The following is a 15,591-nucleotide window of genomic DNA, read 5'->3' as shown; positions in this document are numbered from 1 at the left end:
AACGAGGGGAGGAAATCATGACCAAGCGACTGGCGCTCGCCGCCATTGCCGTGATGCTGCCGGCAGGGGCGTTCGCCCCGCTCGCGGCGCAGACCGCGCAGACGGCACCCGCGGCCGAGCCCGAAATACTCAACAATGCGAACCCCGACAGCTTCCAGGTCTATGGCCTGCCGGGCGGGGCCAAGCCGACGCCGATCAAGGATGCCAAGGTCCAGTTCGGCAAGGCGATCCGCATCGACACGCCGGGCAGCGGCAATGTCTGGTCGGTGGGAGTCAACTCGCCGCTCCAGCTCGGTGTGAAGAAGGGCGACAAGCTGCTGCTCGCCTTTTACGCCCGGGTCGAGAAGCCGGCGGACGGCGCCACTACCGCGACGATCGCCTCCGCCCAGATCCAGCTTGCCGCCGCACCCTATACCAGGCTGTTCGGCGAAGGCGTGACGATCGGCCCGGAGTGGAAGCTCTACAAGGTCACCGGCCATGCCGACCGCGACTATGCCAAGGGCGAGCTCGCCGCGGCGCTGCACATCAACACCGCCAGGCAGACGCTCGATATCGGCGCGATGGCGGTGCTGAACTTCGGGCAGAAGCCGTAAGGCTGGAGTCGTCACCCCCGCGAAAGCGGGGGCCCATCTCCCGGACGCGCCGCGTGGATAACAGCTGTGGTCCTGTGCCGCATCTGCACGAGATGGGTCCCCGCTTTCGCGGGGATGACGATCAAGCGCGCACCACCGTCACCAGGTAATTCAGCACTTCGTTCGTCCCGGTCACGAAGCCGCGTGCCGGCGAGAAGCCCAGCCCGGTGCGGTCGATCACCTTTAGCCCGGCGCCGGCCAGCAATTCCTCCAGCTCCTCGGGGCGGAGGAACTTGCTCCAGTCGTGCGTGCCCTCGGGGATGGCACCCGTGCCCTCGGCCAGCGTGATCATCGCGAGGCGGGAGGCGAGCGTGCGGTTGGGGGTGGAGAGGATCATCAGCCCGCCCTCGGCCAGCGCGCCGGCGAGCGCGCCGACGAACGCCGCCGGATCGGTGACGTGCTCGATCACTTCCATCGAGGTGACCAGATCGAAGCAGCGGCCGGGCAGGTCCTCGATCCCGCCGGCGATATAGTCGATCGCGAGCCCGCCTGCCGCGGCATGGGCGCGGGCGGCACCGATATTCTCGGGCGCGGCATCGATCGCCGTCATCGTCGCGCCCAGTCGGGCGAGAGGCTCGGCGAGCAGCCCGGCGCCGCAGCCGACATCGATCGCGGTCCTGCCGGCCAGCGGCTTGAAGCTGGCGGAATCGCCGCCCCAATGTGCGTCCACCGCCTGGCGGATATAGCCCAGCCGGGCCGGGTTGAGCCGGTGGAGCATCGCCGACGAGCCCTTCGGATTCCACCAGTCCGCGGCGAGCTTGCCGAAATGCTCAGCTTCACGCGGGTCAATTGTTGCTTTGGTTGCGCTTGCCATGAGCCGCTCCTATCAGGGCGCCCCATTATCGTCATCCCCGCACCCGCGGGGACTAACGGCCCGAAAAGCAGACAGGCTCATTCCATGGCGCGTATCGTGATGAAGTTCGGCGGCACCTCGATGGCAGGCATCGAGCGCATCCGGAACGTCGCCGCGCGTGTCAAACGCGAGCATGATGCGGGCAACCAGGTCGCGGTGGTCGTCTCGGCAATGGCCGGCGAGACCGATCGGCTGGTCAATTTCTGCCGCGAGGCAAGCTCGCTCTACGATCCGCGCGAATATGACGTGGTCGTATCGGCGGGCGAGCAGATCACCTCGGGCCTGCTCGCGGTGGCGCTCCAGGCGATCGGCGTGCCGGCGCGCTCGTGGCTCGGCTCGCAGGTGGCGATCCACACCGATGCCGCGCATGCCAAGGCCCGCATCCAGGAGATCGATAGCGCCGGTCTCGAAGCCGGCTGGGCACGCGGCGAAGTCGCGGTGATCCCGGGGTTCCAGGGCGTCACCAACGACGGCTCGAACCGCGTAACCACGCTCGGCCGCGGCGGCTCGGACACTTCTGCGGTGGCGGTGGCGGCGGCGGTCAAGGCCGATCGCTGCGACATCTACACCGATGTGGATGGGGTCTATACCACCGATCCGCGCATCGTCCCCCGGGCCCGCAAGCTCAAGAAGGTGACGTACGAAGAAATGCTCGAGCTCGCCAGCGTCGGGGCCAAGGTGCTCCAGACCCGCTCGGTGGGCCTGGCGATGAAGGAACAGGTCCGCGTTCAGGTGCTGTCGTCGTTCACCGGCGAGAATGCCCCGATGGCGGACACGCTGCCCGGAACGATGATCGTGGGCGAAGAGGAGATACAGGACGTGGAAAGCCAGCTCATCACCGGCATCGCGCACGACAAGAACGAAGCCAAGATCACGCTGACCGCAGTGCCGGACAAGCCCGGCGCGGTGGCGTCGATCTTCAATCCGCTGGCCGAGGCCAACATCAACGTCGACATGATCATCCAGAACATCGCGCACCAGAGCGCAGGTTCGGCGAGCGCGACCGACGTGACCTTCACCGTGCCGGCGGCGGACCTCGCCCGCTCGATCGAGACGCTCAACCAGGCCAAGGCGGTGATCGGCTTCGCAGATCTCATCCAGGACACCCGCGTCGCCAAGATCTCGGTGGTCGGCGTCGGCATGCGCAGCCATGCGGGCGTCGCTGCGACGATGTTCAAGACGCTGGGCGAGCGTGGGATCAATATCCAGGCGATCACCACGTCGGAGATCAAGGTCAGCGTGCTGATCAACGAGGACGAGACCGAGCTCGCGGTCCGCATCCTCCACACCGCTTACGGCCTCGACGCGACCGACGAGGCAGCCTGATCTCAGCCGGCCTCGGGCCCGGCGAGCAGCGCGCCCACTTCGCGGCGCTCCTGGTCGCTGAGCTCGGGGCGCCAGATGTCGAAGATCAGCACTACCCGGTCGCGGTCGCTGCCGTTCCACGCCTCATGCTCGATCGAATCGTCGAAGATCAGCAGCTTGCCGACTTCCCATTCGCGGGTCTCGTTGCCGACGCGGAAGCCGCAGCCCGGCGGCACCACCAGCGGCAAGTGGCAGGTGAGGCGGGTGTTGACCATGCCGGTATGCGGCGCGATGCGCGCGCCGGGGCGCAGCAGCGAGAACATCGCGGTCGGCGAGTTGGCGATCAGCGGCTGCGGCGCGGACTGCACCGCAGCCCAGCTGCGCGGGCAGCGCGCCACCGTCTCGGCATCCACCCTGCCATTCTCGCACAGGAAGCGCGTGCTCCATTCGGCGCTGTCGAGCAGGGCGTTGTCGTCGAGCCGCGGGCGGTTGGGGTCGGACTGGATATAGGGGCGGAAGCCCGCCAGCCCTTCGGCGAGCAACCCGTTCAGCTCTTCCAGGATCGCGCCCGTTGCGGCCTCGATCGCCGGCACCCAGTCGAACCGGCTGGTGTCGAAGAACTGGATCGGTGCCAGCCCCGGGAAATAATAGCCGGTCGGCGCCTGCGGATAGATCTGCTTGCGCCCCGCCATTATCTCCAGCGATTCCCGGAAGCGCGGGCTGCGCGTATCCTCGGGGAAGCCGCGCGCCGCCAGCGTCGCCTCGCGCTCCGCCGCTGCATCGTCACGGGCGCCGGCCAGCGCGTTCGCGGCGCGCTGCAGTTCGCTGCGCAGATCGTCGGGCACGGTCTCGCCCTCGGCCAGGCGCAGCGCGCTGGTGTAGAAATCGAGCGCGGCCTTGCGGTCGCCGGCGCGGGCGCGGCAATCGGCCTTGAGGATATGCCCGCGCACCGCGCGCGGCTCGAGCGCGAGCAGCTGGTTGAGTGCCGCCTCCTCCGCCGCGTCGTCGCTTGCCGGATCGGCGCGGCAGGCCATGGCGAGCATCATCCAGATCTGGGCATTGGCGCGGCCGGTGGCGGTCACGCGCTCGAGCAGCGCACGCGCCTCGGCCGGGCGGCCGGCGCGATAGGAATCCATCCCCTGGCGAACGAGCGCGATCGCCTCTTCGTTGTTGAGCTGCATCGCGGGCAGCTTACAAAAAGGGGCGTGGGCGTCCAGATGGCTGCAACCTGGCGAAACATGCGGCGCGATGCTGCCCCATTTCGGTCGCGCTGCCGCCGCGCGGCTATGGTTCCCGGATATTCGTGATGATGTGGCTGCGCACCCGTCTCTTCGCTGATTCGGGGCTGCTGCGCAGGCGCGGCGCGGCGCTGGTGCTTGCGCTCGTCATCGAGCTGCTGCTCGCCCTGCTGCTCTTCTTCCTTGCGCCGCCGATGCCGGGCAGGAAGCTGGGCGAGCGCACCAATGTGTTCGGGATCGAGGCGTCGAAGGGCGAGGACAGCCCGGACAAGAAGCCGGCCGAGAAGCGGCAGAAAAAGGCCGCGCGCGCGCAGACAGCACAGGCGCGGACCCAGCCTCCGCCTCCGCCGGTTCCGCTGCCGATGCAGACGCCGGCACCCGTCGGGCCGCCGAACTTCCTCAAGCTCAGCCGCAACGATTATCAGCAGGGCGATATCGCCAGGATGCCCTCGCGCGCGCCGGACACCGATAGCGCCGACGATGAAGTCGCCGATGCCGGCGGGGGCGGCGGCGCGGGTGATACGCCCGCAGTAGGCAGGGGGCGCCACGGCGAGACGCTCTATGCCGCTGAATGGGTGCGCCAGCCGACCAATACCGAGCTGAACACCTATCTCGATCGGAGCCGGGCGCGCTATCCGGGTTATGGCCTGATCGCGTGCCGCACCGTGGCGCGCAACCGCGTGGAAGATTGTTACGAGCTGGGCGAGACGCCAGGCACGCGGTTCGCGGGCACGGTTCGCCAGGCTGCGTTTCAGTTCCTGGTCCATCCACCGCGCCTCAACCACAAATATATGGTCGGCGCGTGGGTGAAGATCCGCATCGATTATTACGAGGAGGGCCGGTTCGTCGGGAGCTAGCGCGTGCAAGAGCTTGCCGGGCAGCGGCTTGCGGGGCTAGGCGGGGGGATGACCAATGCATCTTCCGTCGGCGCCGAGCGCCTGGCCCGCCGCATGGCCCGTGGCTGCGAATTCCTGGGCAGCCAGGTCGCCATCCTCGGCGGCGCCATGTCCTGGGTTTCCGAACGCAACCTGGTTGCGGCCATTTCCAATGCCGGCGGCTTCGGCGTGATCGCCTGCGGCGCGATGACGCCCGAGCTGCTCGACAAGGAGATTGCGGGCACCAGGGCGCTCACGGCCAAGCCCTTCGGCGTCAACCTGATCACCATGCACCCGCAGCTCTTCGAGCTGATCGAGGTCTGCAACAAGCACGGCGTCGGCCATGTCGTGCTCGCAGGCGGCCTGCCCCCGGCGGGCTCGCTCGATGCGATCAAGGCAAACGGCGCCAAGCTGATCTGCTTCGCGCCCGCGCTCAGCCTAGCCAAGAAGCTGATCCGCTCGGGGGTCGACGCGCTGGTGGTCGAGGGCATGGAAGCCGGCGGCCATATCGGCCCGGTCTCGACCAGCGTGCTCGCGCAGGAAATCCTCCCCGAAGTCGCCGAGCAGGTGCCGGTGTTCGTCGCCGGCGGCATCGGCAAGGGTCAGGCGATCGCCGGCTATCTCGACATGGGCGCCGCCGGTGTCCAGCTTGGCACCCGCTTCGTCTGCGCGACGGAGAGCATCGCGCATGCGAACTTCAAAAAGGCCTTCATCCGCGCTTCGGCGCGCGATGCCATTGCCAGCGTCCAGATCGATCCGCGGCTGCCGGTCATCCCCGTCCGCGCGCTCAAGAATGCCGGCGGCGAGCTGTTCACCGCCAAGCAGCGCGAAGTCGCCCAGCTGCTCGACGAGGGCAAGGTCGAGATGGCCGAGGCCCAGCTCCAGATTGAGCATTACTGGGCCGGGGCGCTGCGTCGCGCAGTGATCGACGGCGATGTCGAGCATGGCAGCGTGATGGCTGGCCAGTCGGTCGGCATGGTCTCGAAGGAAGAGCCGGTCGCCGACATCATCGCCACGCTGATGGCCGAGGCGGCGCACGCGCTGGAGAAGCGCGCCGCCTGACGGCTCAGCGCTTCTCGCGATAGAGCTGGTACAGCTCCTTCGCGCACTGGAAGGCAGTCACCGCGGCGATCACGATCACTGCGATCTCCAGGCTCTTGTCGAGGCTCTCCTGGATGCGCGCCGCGCGGGCGGTGTCGGTGCCGACCACGGTGACGATCTGCCCGGCCTCGTGCAGCACCTTGGCGATCCACAGCGTGCCCGCGGTGCAGGCCAGGATCAGCGCCGCGCGCACCGGCTTCCAGCTGGGGCGCAGGAAGCCGATCAGGCTCAGTGCGATCCGCGCCCAGACCAGCAGCACCACCGGCCAGTAGAGCCCGGCCCACACCTGCGCGCCGGTGATGCGCACATCGGCATCCTGCGGCACGAACGGGATGGTGAAGCCGCCCGCCCACCAGATCAGGAAGGCGATGCCGAAGCCGATCTCGAACACCGGCTCCCAGCGCTTGCGCGGCGGCAGATCGAGCCGCAGCTTGCCGAGGTCGGGCAGCTCCTCGGGCCGCCATTTGGCGAGATAGGTGTCGAGCAGCCCGGTCCGCTCGATCACTGCGAAGGCGAGCGTAACCAGCGCGGCATTGTAGAGCAGCGACTGGAGCAGGCCGTGGATGCCATGGGTGACGGCATGGGCGAAATCGCCGTGCACGACGATCGCGCCACCCATCTGGACCAGTTCGATCACCGCGACGATCGCCAGCACCACCTTGAGCGCGAACCAGTAGAAGGGGAACACCTCCGCTCCGATCAGCGCGCGCTGGCCGTGATACTGGCCCGCCACCGCGAAGGGATGGCCGAACTCGCGCAGGACCTGGCTCACTTCCGTCCGGTCGAGCGGGCGGCCGAGCATCTCCTCGCGATCCTCGATCCGCGCGGCGATCAGGTCGGCCAGCTCGGCGACGATGTCGTCCGCCTTGGCGGCGGGCAGGTTCCAGCGCACCGCGCCGAGATAGCGTTCGATCAGGTCCATCACTTGTCTCCCTGCGTCAGGCGGAGAATCGATTCCGAAATCGCGTTCCACTCGGCGAGCAGCTGGCCGAGCACATCGAGCCCAACCGGGGTCAGCCGGTAGAAGCGCTTGTTGCGCTTGGCCTCTTCGCGCCATTCGCTGGTCAGCAGCCCCTGCGCCTCGAGCCGGCGCAGCAGCGGGTAGAGCGCGCCTTCGTCGATCGGCAGCCCCGCTTCCTCCAGGCTGGTGCGCAGCGTGTAGCCGTAGCGCTCCTCGCGCAGCGCCCCGAGCACCGCCAGCACCAGCGACCCGCGCCGCAGCTCCACGCGGAGCTTCTCGAAAAGATCTTCCTCGATTGGCACTTTCCTATGCCTCACATCGTGTATGACGCATACTATGTAGCACACAGTATAACGCCCTGCAAGCGCTGCGGCCATCGTTACGCAAACGATTGCAATATGCGACGAATCGAGGCGGTAAACGCCTGATTCATATGGATTATTGAGAGGCGATTCAGCGCGCTCGCCCAAGCTGGCAGCAGGGGATTAGAGACCGGGGGGTTTCACCAATGAAGACCAAGTTCCGGAGCGCCGCGGCGCTCTTCGCCTGCCTGTGCGCCGTTCCTGCGCAGGCCCAGTACAGCTATGCCAACGAAGATGCGCGGCCGCTGCCGCCGGCCGGTTCGACGCCGAACCAGCTGATTCCGGCGCATGGCGGCGACGGCGGCTACATGACCGTCAACCGCGGCATCTCGCGCGAGCAGACCGCCTGGCATGTCCGCGCCGCGCTCAACGTCGCCGCGCTCGGCTGCCGCGACGAAGCGGAGCGCGAGACGGTCGCGGCCTACAACGCGCTGCTCAGCCGCCACAAGGCGTCGCTCGCCGCCGCCGATTTCGCAGTGAAGGCGCAGTATCGCACGCGCTACGGCGCCGGCTGGGATTCGCGGCACGATCGCGACATGACCCGCGTCTATAATTTCTTCGCCCAGCCGCCGGCGCAGACCAGCTTCTGCCGCGTCGCGCGCGACGTGCTGGCCGAGGCGCGCCGGGTCAGCCCCGATCAGTTTGCGGCCTTTGCCGCCGATGCGCTGCCGCGGCTCGAGGCGCCGTTCACCGACTTCTACCGCGACTATGAAGCGTGGAAGGTCGCCGATCGCGCTTGGCAGGGCCGTCTCGCCCGGCGCTGAGCCCGCACGGATAAAGTGTTCGCCTGCGTAATGGCGCGGGCGAACACAATCTGTTAGCGCGGGCCCATGCCCGTTTCCGCCGCTGCCTCGGCCCGTGAGATCCTGACGCGTCTTCACGACGTGATGGCGTCGCGCAATCCTGCGCAGTCGAAGCTCAATTCGGTGGTCAACATCATCGGCGAGGCGCTGACCAGCGAAGTCTGCTCGATCTATCTGCTGCGCGAGGGGCTGCTCGAGCTGTTCGCCACACGCGGCCTGTCGCAGGAAGCCGTGCACGTCACCAAGCTCGCGCTCGGCGAGGGTCTGGTCGGCACGATCGCGCAGAATGTCGAGACGCTGAACCTCGACGAGGCCGAGATGCACCCGGCCTTCGCCTATCGCCCGGAAACGGGGGAAGAGGCGTTCCACAGCTTTGCCGGCGTGCCGATCATCCGGCGCGAGCGCGCGGTGGGCGTGCTCGCCGTGCAGCATGCCGAATCCCGGCGCTATGCCAGCGAGGAGATCGAGGCGCTGCAGACGGTGGCGATGGTGCTCAGCGAACTGATCGCCAATGCCGATCTGATCGATCCGGCGAGCGGCGGCGGCTCCACCCGGCTCCAGTCGACCGCGCCCGAGCTCGGGCACGGCTTCAAGCTGGTCGACGGCATGGCCGCCGGCGTCGCGGTCTTCCACCAGCCGCGCATCACGATCGAGCATACCGTCGCCGAAGATACCGAGGCGGAACGGCACCGCGTCTATGCCGCATTCGACAAGATGCGCGAGCAGATCGACCGGATGGCCAGCCAGGCCGAGTTCGGCGGCGGCAGCGAGCAGGACGAGATCCTCGCGACCTACAAGATGTTCGCCTATGACGAAGGCTGGTCGCGCCGCATCAACGAGGCGATCGATTCCGGCCTGACCGCCGAGGCGGCGATCGAACGCGTGCAGCAACGCACCCGCCAGCGCATGCGCGAGATCGACGATCCGCTACTGCGCGACCGGATGCACGACCTGGAGGATCTGGCGAACCGGCTGCTCCGCATCGTCTCCGGCCAGCTCGGCACCGCGGCGCAGATGGGGCTGCGCCAGGATTCGATCCTGATCGCCAAGAATCTCGGCCCGGCCGAGCTGCTCGAATATGATCGCCGCCGGTTGAAGGGGGTGATCCTCGAGGAAGGCTCGCTCACCGCGCACGTCACCATCGTCGCACGCGCCATGGGCGTGCCGGTGCTCGGGCGCGTCCGCAACATCCGCCAGATGATCGCCGAAGGCGACATGCTCCTGCTCGATACGGGCGAGGAGAGCCTGTTCGTCCGCCCCACCCAGGCGATGCTCGAGGCGTTCGAGGCCAAGCTCGCGCTCAGCCAGAAGCGCCGCGCTGCCTTCGCCCAGATGCGCGGAGTCGCGCCGGTGACCGCGGATGGCCACCGCGTCGCGGTGATGATCAATGCCGGGCTGCGCGACGACATGGCCGCGCTCGATCTCACCGGCGCCGACGGCATCGGCCTGTTCCGCACCGAATTCCAGTTCCTCGTTTCCGCAACGCTGCCGCAGCGCGAGGCGCAGAAGCGGCTCTACAAGGATGTGCTGGAGGCAGCGGGCGACCGGCCGGTCACCTTCCGCACCGTCGATATCGGCGGCGACAAGGCGCTGCCCTATCTCAACCATGACGAGGACGGCGAGGAAGAGAATCCCGCGATGGGCTGGCGGGCGCTCCGCCTCGCGCTCGATCGCGATGGCCTGATGAAGGCGCAGGCGCGCGCGCTGATCGAGGCCGGGGCCGGCCGGCCGCTCAACATCATGTTCCCGATGGTCTCCGAGCCCTGGGAATTCGATGCCGCACGCGACCTGTTCGAGGCACAGCGCACCTGGCTTGCCGCGCGCGGGCGCAAGATGCCGACCGAGATCCGCTACGGCGCGATGCTCGAAGTACCCGCTTTGGCGGAAGTGCTCGATCTGCTGCTGCCCCGGCTCGATTTCCTTTCGATCGGCACCAACGACCTCACCCAGTTCCTGTTCGCCGCCGATCGCGCCCATCCCAAGCTGGCGCTGCGCTACGACTGGCTCAGTCCCTCGATCCTGCGCTTCCTCAAGCGCGTGTCGGATCAGTGCGCGGCGGCCGGCGTGCCGGTGGGCGTGTGCGGCGAGATGGGCGGGCGGCCGCTCGAAGCGCTGGCGCTGATCGGGCTCGGCATCGATCGCCTGTCGATCACCCCGGCCGCGGTCGGGCCGATCAAGGCGATGGTCCGCTCGCTCGATCGCGGCAAGCTGGTGGCGGCGATGGGCGGCATGCTCGCCGATCCCCAGCGCTCGCTGCGCGCCCAGCTGGAAGCCTGGGCCAGCGAACATTCCGTCGAACTGGCCTGATCTGCGGGCAAAATACCCCTAGGCAGCGTTGACAGGCGCGGCTTGGTGAACGACAGCTTCAGGCGTGGCGGGAGTTCCGGGCGCAACCCTTCCGCTACGGAGAGTATGGATGGAAGGCGAAGCCGCCGAAGACCCGAACCTGTTTCCCGCCACCGTCGGCGAGAAGCTGCGTGCCGCGCGGGAGGCACAAGGGCTGGACCTTCCCGAAATCGCGTCGCGCACCCGGATTCCGCAGCGTCATCTCGAAGCGATCGAGAAGGGCAACTATGCGGGCCTCCCCTCGATCACCTATGCGCTGGGCTTCGCCAAGGCCTATGCCCGGGCAGTGGGGGCGGACGAGGTCGCGATCGCCCGCGACCTGCGTGCCGAGCTGCATCGCAACCCCGAGCGCGCCGCGCCGGTGCCCGCCTATGAGACCAGCGATCCGGCCCGCGTGCCGCCGCGCGGCCTGGCGATCTTCGGCGTGCTGCTTGCGCTGGTGCTGGTCGTCGGTGGTGTCCTCTATTACGGCACCGACCTGTTCCGTGGCAGCGCACCGGCGCCCGAGACGCTGGCGAGCGAGGAGCAGCCCGTCGAGAACCTGGCCGACAACGGCACGATGGCCAACAGTGCCGTCGCCGTGCCGGCCGCCGGTGGCCAGGTCTCGCTGATCGCGCTCGACACGGTCTGGATCCGCGTCACCGATGCCAAGGGCACCAAGCTGGTCGAGAAGGAGCTGGCCCCGGGCGAGCGCTACGACGTGCCCGGGGATGCCGATCATCCGCGCATCCGCACCGGCGGGCCCGAGAAGATCCAGGTGACGCTCAACGGCTCGAACATCGATCCGCTCGGCCGCGCCGGCACCACCGTCGATGTCGAGATGAGCGCCGAGGCACTGCGCGGCCGCGGCCAGCCCGGCGCCACGCCCTCCGCGACGTCGACGCCGGTCGCGACCAGCGCCGCGCCTCGCCCGGCGCCGCGGGCCGGCGCCAGCCTTTCCGTGGCGACGCCGACGCCGGCCGATCCGGTTGCGACGAGCACTGGCAACACCGCGCCGTAAGGGCTGGCTAGGCCCCGCAGAGCGCGGCTATAGCTAGGCCTCTAGTTCCCATGTCTGACCTGCACCGGGGGGTGTGATTTATGCGTTTTCTTCTCGCTGCCACGGCCATGGCCGTCGTGTTCGGTGCCGCCGGCACTGCCCAGGCCCAGGATTCCGCGCTCGGCGGCCGGGTCGACCGGCTCGAGCGCGAGATGCGCGCGGTGCAGCGCAAGGTGTTCCCGGGCGGCGCCGGCCAGACGGTCGAGCCGCAGATCACGCCCGAGACCAACACCAGCATCCCCGGCTCGCCGTCCAGCTCGCCGATTTCGGACCTGACCAACCGCGTGACCGCGCTCGAGGAGCAGCAGCGCACGCTCACCGGCCAGGTCGAGCAGGGTCAGTATCGCCTGCGCCAGCTCGAGGATGCCTTCGCTGCCTATAAGCGCGGCGCCGATGCGCGCATCAAGGCGCTGGAGGACAAGGCGACCGCAACCGCCGCGCTCGGTGGCGAGGACACCACGGTGCCTGCCGACACCGCCGGTGCTGCGATCCGCCCGCCGGCCTCGACCCGTCCCTCGATCCCGGCCCCGGGCAACAGCACGCCCGCCGCTTCCACGCCGAAGCCGGCGGCGCCGGCGACCGGCACCCGCGCCCAGCAGCTCGCAGCGATCGAGAAGCCCGCCACCGGCGATCCGGCAGAGGACGGCTATACCTATGGCTTCCGCCTGTGGTCGGCCAAGCTCTATCCCGAAGCGCGCCGCGAGCTCGAGGCGGTGGCGACCAAATACCCGACGCATCGCCGCGCCAGCTATGCGCAGAACCTGCTCGGCCGCGCCTATCTCGACAGCGGCGCCCCCAGCCTGGCGGCGGTCGCCTTCTACGAGAACTACAAGAAGAACCCTAAGGGCGAGCGCGCGCCCGACAGCCTCTATTATCTGGCGCAGGCGCTCATCAAGCTGAAGAAGCCGGCGACCGAGGTGTGCAAGGTCTATACCGAGCTCGACCAGCTCTATGGCGACAAGCTCTCCGCCGACATGAAGGCCGGGGTGGCCGAGGGACGTGCAAGCCAGAAGTGCAAGTGACCGGCTGACGCTCGATCCGGAGACGGTCGAGCGCTTCCGGCATGACGTGCTGGCGTTGACCGGCGTCGCGCCGGGCGCGCAGCCGCTGGGGCTCGCGGTGTCGGGCGGGCCGGACAGCCTTGCGCTGCTCCTTCTCGCCCATGCCGCCTTTCCCGGCGCGGTGGTCGCCGCCACCGTCGATCACGGTCTGCGCCCGGAAGCGGCGGAGGAGGCGGCGCTGGTCCGCCGGCTGTGCAACCAGCTCGACATCCATCACGATACGCTTGCCGGCACGGTGCCGGCCGAGGGCAATCTCCAGCAGGGCGCGCGGGCGCTGCGCTATGCGCTGCTCGCCGATTGGGCGCGGGGACGGGCCGGCTGGATCGCCACCGCGCACCAGCAGGACGATGTCGCCGAGACCTTCCTGATGCGGGCCCGGCGCGGGGCAGGGGTCGGCGGGCTCGCCGCGATGGCCGCCGCGCGGCCGCTCGGCGAGGCGCTGCTGATCCGCCCGCTGCTCGGCTGGAGCCGTGCCGCGCTGCAGGCGCTGGTCGAGGCGGCGGGCATCGCCCCGGTCCGCGACCCCTCCAACCAGGATCCGCGCTTCGATCGCGCCCGCATCCGCGCGCTGCTCGCCGATGCCGGCGACCTGCCGCCCGATCGCCTCGCCGCCGCCGCGCGCAACCTGCGCGATGCCGAAGCGGCGCTGGCCTGGGCCGAAGCGCGCGAATGGGCGGCGCGGGCGGTGCAGGAGGGCGATGTCCTCACCCTCGATCCCGCCGGCCTGCCGCGCGAATTGCGTCGCCGCTTGCTCGAGCGCGCCGTCGCCGCGGTCCGCGCTGCGCACGGGCTGTCGCCCGATTGGCGCGAGACCGGGCTCGATCCGCTGCTCGCCCAGCTCGATGCCGGCGGCACCGGTACGATTGCGGAAGTGATCGGGCGAACCAAAGCCGCTATCTGGCGTTTCGAACTGGCGCCGCCGCGTCGATCACACTGATCGACGCTGTTCCATTGCCATTAACTTGGCCGTGCCTATCTTGGGGCGTGAAAGGTACCGATTCCGCATGAGCGACAACGACAAGCAGCAACAGGGTCCGGAGAATGGGGGGAACCCCTGGATGAAGAGCCTGTTGATCTGGGTGGGCATCCTGGCGGCGCTCGCGCTGTTCGTCACGATCTTCGACAATCGCAACGCCGCGGCGCCCGGCGATGCCGTCGCCTATTCCGATTTCATCGCCAAGGTGAACAATGGCGAGGTGAAGTCGGTCAACATCTCGCGCACCACCGGCGTGGTCAGCGGCGAGCTGTCGAGCGGCGGCAAGTTCCGCACCAACGCGCCCGAAGATCCCAAGATGATCGAGACGCTGCTCGCCAAGAACGTCAAGGTCTCGGCGCGGGCGGAAGAGGGTCCGAACATCTGGATCTACCTGCTCTACCAGTCGCTGCCGTTCCTGCTGATGCTCGGCATCGCCTTCTTCGTGATCCGCCAGATGCAGAAGGGCTCGGGCTCGGGCGCGATGGGCTTCGGCAAGTCGCGCGCGCGCCTGCTCACCCAGAAGGAAGGCAAGGTCACCTTCGACGACGTCGCCGGCATCGACGAAGCGCGTGAGGAGCTGCAGGAGATCGTCGAGTTCCTGCGCGACCCGACCAAGTTCGCCCGCCTCGGCGGCAAGATCCCCAAGGGCGCGCTGCTGGTCGGCTCGCCGGGTACCGGCAAGACGCTGCTCGCCCGCGCGATCGCAGGCGAGGCGGGCGTGCCCTTCTTCACCATTTCGGGCTCGGACTTCGTCGAGATGTTCGTCGGCGTCGGCGCCAGCCGCGTGCGCGACATGTTCGAGCAGGCCAAGAAGTCGGCACCCTGCATCGTCTTCATCGACGAGATCGACGCGGTCGGCCGCTCGCGCGGCGCCGGCCTCGGCAACCAAAATGACGAGCGCGAGCAGACGCTCAACCAGCTGCTCGTCGAGATGGACGGCTTCGAAGCCAACGAAGGCATCATCATCATCGCGGCGACCAACCGCCCCGACGTGCTCGATCCCGCGCTGCTGCGCCCGGGCCGCTTCGACCGCCAGGTCCAGGTGCCGCGTCCGGACATCGAAGGCCGCGTGAAGATCCTCCAGGTTCATATGAAGAAGGTGCCGCTGGCGCCCGACGTCGAGCCGCGGGTGATCGCGCGCGGCACGCCGGGCTTCTCGGGCGCCGATCTCGCCAACCTCGTCAATGAAGCCGCGCTGCTGGCGGCGCGCCGCGGCAAGCGGCTGGTCGCGGCGCAGGAATTCGACGACGCACGCGACAAGGTGCTGATGGGCGCCGAGCGTCGCTCGATGGTGATGACCGACGACGAGAAGCGGATGACCGCCTATCACGAAGCCGGCCACGCCCTGGTCTTCGCGCACGAGCCGACCGCCGATCCGATCCACAAGGCGACGATCATCCCGCGCGGCTTTGCACTCGGCATGGTTCAGCCGCTGCCGGAGCGCGACAGCTATTCGTATCACCGCGACAAGATGCATGCCGATATTGCCGTGGCGTTCGGCGGCCGCATCGCGGAAGAGCTGATCTTCGGCTATGACAAGGTCTCGTCGGGTGCCTCTAACGACATCATGCAGGCGACCCGCCTCGCCCGCGCGATGGTCACGAAATGGGGCTTGTCGGACAATGTAGGCCCGCTCGACTTCTCCGAGAGCGACGAGAGCTACGGCTATTCGATCGCGCGCTCCAAGCCGATGTCGGACGAGACCGCGCGGCTGATCGACAGCGAAGTGAAGGCGTTCGTCGAGCGCGGCCTCGCCCGCGCCCGCCAGCTGCTCACCGATCATATCGATCAGCTCCACACCATCGCCCAGGCGCTGCTCGAATATGAGACGCTGACCGGCGAGGAGATCAAGCGGCTGATCGCCGGCGAGGATCTCGGCCGCGAGGATCCGGGCGCGACTGCGCGGCCGGTCTCGGTCGCGGGAACCTCGATCCCCAAGATCCGCAAGCCCAAGGGCCCGTTCGGCCAGCCGACGCCCCAGGGCGCCTGACGCCGGCGGAAACGCCGCCGACACGGCAATCGATTAGCCCTTCTCCGGA

General features: G+C 68.5%; 14 protein-coding genes. 10 read left to right on the top strand and 4 right to left on the bottom strand.

Annotation, left to right across the window (positions count from 1 at the left end):
* Positions 1 to 17: 17 nt before the first annotated feature.
* Entirely contained in the window at positions 18 to 593 is a 576-nt protein-coding gene (locus P6144_RS07740) for a hypothetical protein (protein WP_277767157.1), read from the top strand.
* Positions 594 to 714: 121 nt separating this feature from the next.
* On the opposite strand, the gene ubiG is transcribed toward P6144_RS07740, so the two are convergent.
* Positions 715 to 1,446: a bifunctional 2-polyprenyl-6-hydroxyphenol methylase/3-demethylubiquinol 3-O-methyltransferase UbiG gene (gene ubiG / locus P6144_RS07735; protein ID WP_277767156.1), complete on the bottom strand. Its 732-nt coding sequence runs from the start codon at positions 1,444 to 1,446 to the stop codon at positions 715 to 717.
* Positions 1,447 to 1,530: 84 nt separating this feature from the next.
* Here ubiG and P6144_RS07730 point away from each other — a divergent pair, with 84 nt between their 5' ends.
* The gene (locus P6144_RS07730; RefSeq protein WP_277767155.1) at positions 1,531 to 2,811 is read left to right on the top strand and encodes an aspartate kinase; all 1,281 of its coding nucleotides are present in this window, start codon (positions 1,531 to 1,533) and stop codon (positions 2,809 to 2,811) included.
* A gap of 2 nt (positions 2,812 to 2,813) precedes the next feature.
* Here the strand turns inward: P6144_RS07730 and P6144_RS07725 are convergent, their stop codons facing one another.
* Positions 2,814 to 3,971 carry an aspartyl/asparaginyl beta-hydroxylase domain-containing protein gene (locus P6144_RS07725; RefSeq protein WP_277767154.1) on the bottom strand — a complete coding sequence of 386 codons (1,158 nt, stop codon included), beginning with the start codon at positions 3,969 to 3,971 and terminating at the stop codon, positions 2,814 to 2,816.
* Positions 3,972 to 4,096: 125 nt separating this feature from the next.
* Between P6144_RS07725 and P6144_RS07720 the strand changes: the two genes are divergently transcribed.
* Both P6144_RS07720 and P6144_RS07715 read left to right on the top strand, forming a co-directional pair.
* Entirely contained in the window at positions 4,097 to 4,885 is a 789-nt protein-coding gene (locus P6144_RS07720; protein WP_277767153.1) for a hypothetical protein, read from the top strand.
* Positions 4,886 to 4,933: 48 nt separating this feature from the next.
* Positions 4,934 to 5,965 carry a nitronate monooxygenase gene (locus P6144_RS07715; protein WP_277767152.1) on the top strand — a complete coding sequence of 344 codons (1,032 nt, stop codon included), beginning with the start codon at positions 4,934 to 4,936 and terminating at the stop codon, positions 5,963 to 5,965.
* Positions 5,966 to 5,969: 4 nt separating this feature from the next.
* Here the strand turns inward: P6144_RS07715 and P6144_RS07710 are convergent, their stop codons facing one another.
* The gene (locus P6144_RS07710; RefSeq protein ID WP_277767151.1) at positions 5,970 to 6,926 is read right to left on the bottom strand and encodes a hypothetical protein; all 957 of its coding nucleotides are present in this window, start codon (positions 6,924 to 6,926) and stop codon (positions 5,970 to 5,972) included.
* Positions 6,926 to 7,267 carry a PadR family transcriptional regulator gene (locus P6144_RS07705; RefSeq protein ID WP_277767150.1) on the bottom strand — a complete coding sequence of 114 codons (342 nt, stop codon included), beginning with the start codon at positions 7,265 to 7,267 and terminating at the stop codon, positions 6,926 to 6,928. Before P6144_RS07705 ends, P6144_RS07710 begins: the two co-directional genes overlap by 1 nt.
* 206 nt (positions 7,268 to 7,473) lie before the next feature.
* On the opposite strand from P6144_RS07705, the gene P6144_RS07700 reads away from it, so the two are divergent.
* The 6 genes from P6144_RS07700 to ftsH all read left to right on the top strand — a co-directional run bounded on the left by P6144_RS07700 (position 7,474) and on the right by ftsH (position 15,542).
* The gene (locus tag P6144_RS07700; RefSeq protein WP_277767149.1) at positions 7,474 to 8,091 is read left to right on the top strand and encodes a hypothetical protein; all 618 of its coding nucleotides are present in this window, start codon (positions 7,474 to 7,476) and stop codon (positions 8,089 to 8,091) included.
* 66 nt (positions 8,092 to 8,157) lie between these two features.
* Positions 8,158 to 10,437, top strand: a complete 2,280-nt coding sequence (gene ptsP, locus P6144_RS07695) for a phosphoenolpyruvate--protein phosphotransferase (RefSeq protein ID WP_277767148.1) — start codon at positions 8,158 to 8,160, stop codon at positions 10,435 to 10,437.
* A gap of 109 nt (positions 10,438 to 10,546) precedes the next feature.
* Positions 10,547 to 11,476 carry a helix-turn-helix domain-containing protein gene (locus P6144_RS07690; protein WP_277767147.1) on the top strand — a complete coding sequence of 310 codons (930 nt, stop codon included), beginning with the start codon at positions 10,547 to 10,549 and terminating at the stop codon, positions 11,474 to 11,476.
* An 80-nt stretch (positions 11,477 to 11,556) separates the two neighbouring features.
* The gene (locus tag P6144_RS07685; RefSeq protein ID WP_277767146.1) at positions 11,557 to 12,537 is read left to right on the top strand and encodes a hypothetical protein; all 981 of its coding nucleotides are present in this window, start codon (positions 11,557 to 11,559) and stop codon (positions 12,535 to 12,537) included.
* Entirely contained in the window at positions 12,515 to 13,513 is a 999-nt protein-coding gene (tilS, locus tag P6144_RS07680) for a tRNA lysidine(34) synthetase TilS (RefSeq protein ID WP_277767145.1), read from the top strand. The genes P6144_RS07685 and tilS overlap by 23 nt, the downstream gene beginning before the upstream one ends.
* A gap of 67 nt (positions 13,514 to 13,580) precedes the next feature.
* Positions 13,581 to 15,542, top strand: a complete 1,962-nt coding sequence (gene ftsH / locus P6144_RS07675; protein ID WP_277767144.1) for an ATP-dependent zinc metalloprotease FtsH — start codon at positions 13,581 to 13,583, stop codon at positions 15,540 to 15,542.
* Positions 15,543 to 15,591: the final 49 nt, after the last annotated feature.

It is taken from the genome of Sphingomonas sp. HITSZ_GF (genome assembly GCF_029543155.1).
In the GTDB taxonomy this organism is placed as follows: Bacteria; Pseudomonadota; Alphaproteobacteria; order Sphingomonadales; family Sphingomonadaceae; genus Sphingomonas.
The sequence above is the reverse complement of the archived record's forward strand: the minus strand, read 5'-3'. Positions and strand labels throughout refer to the sequence as shown.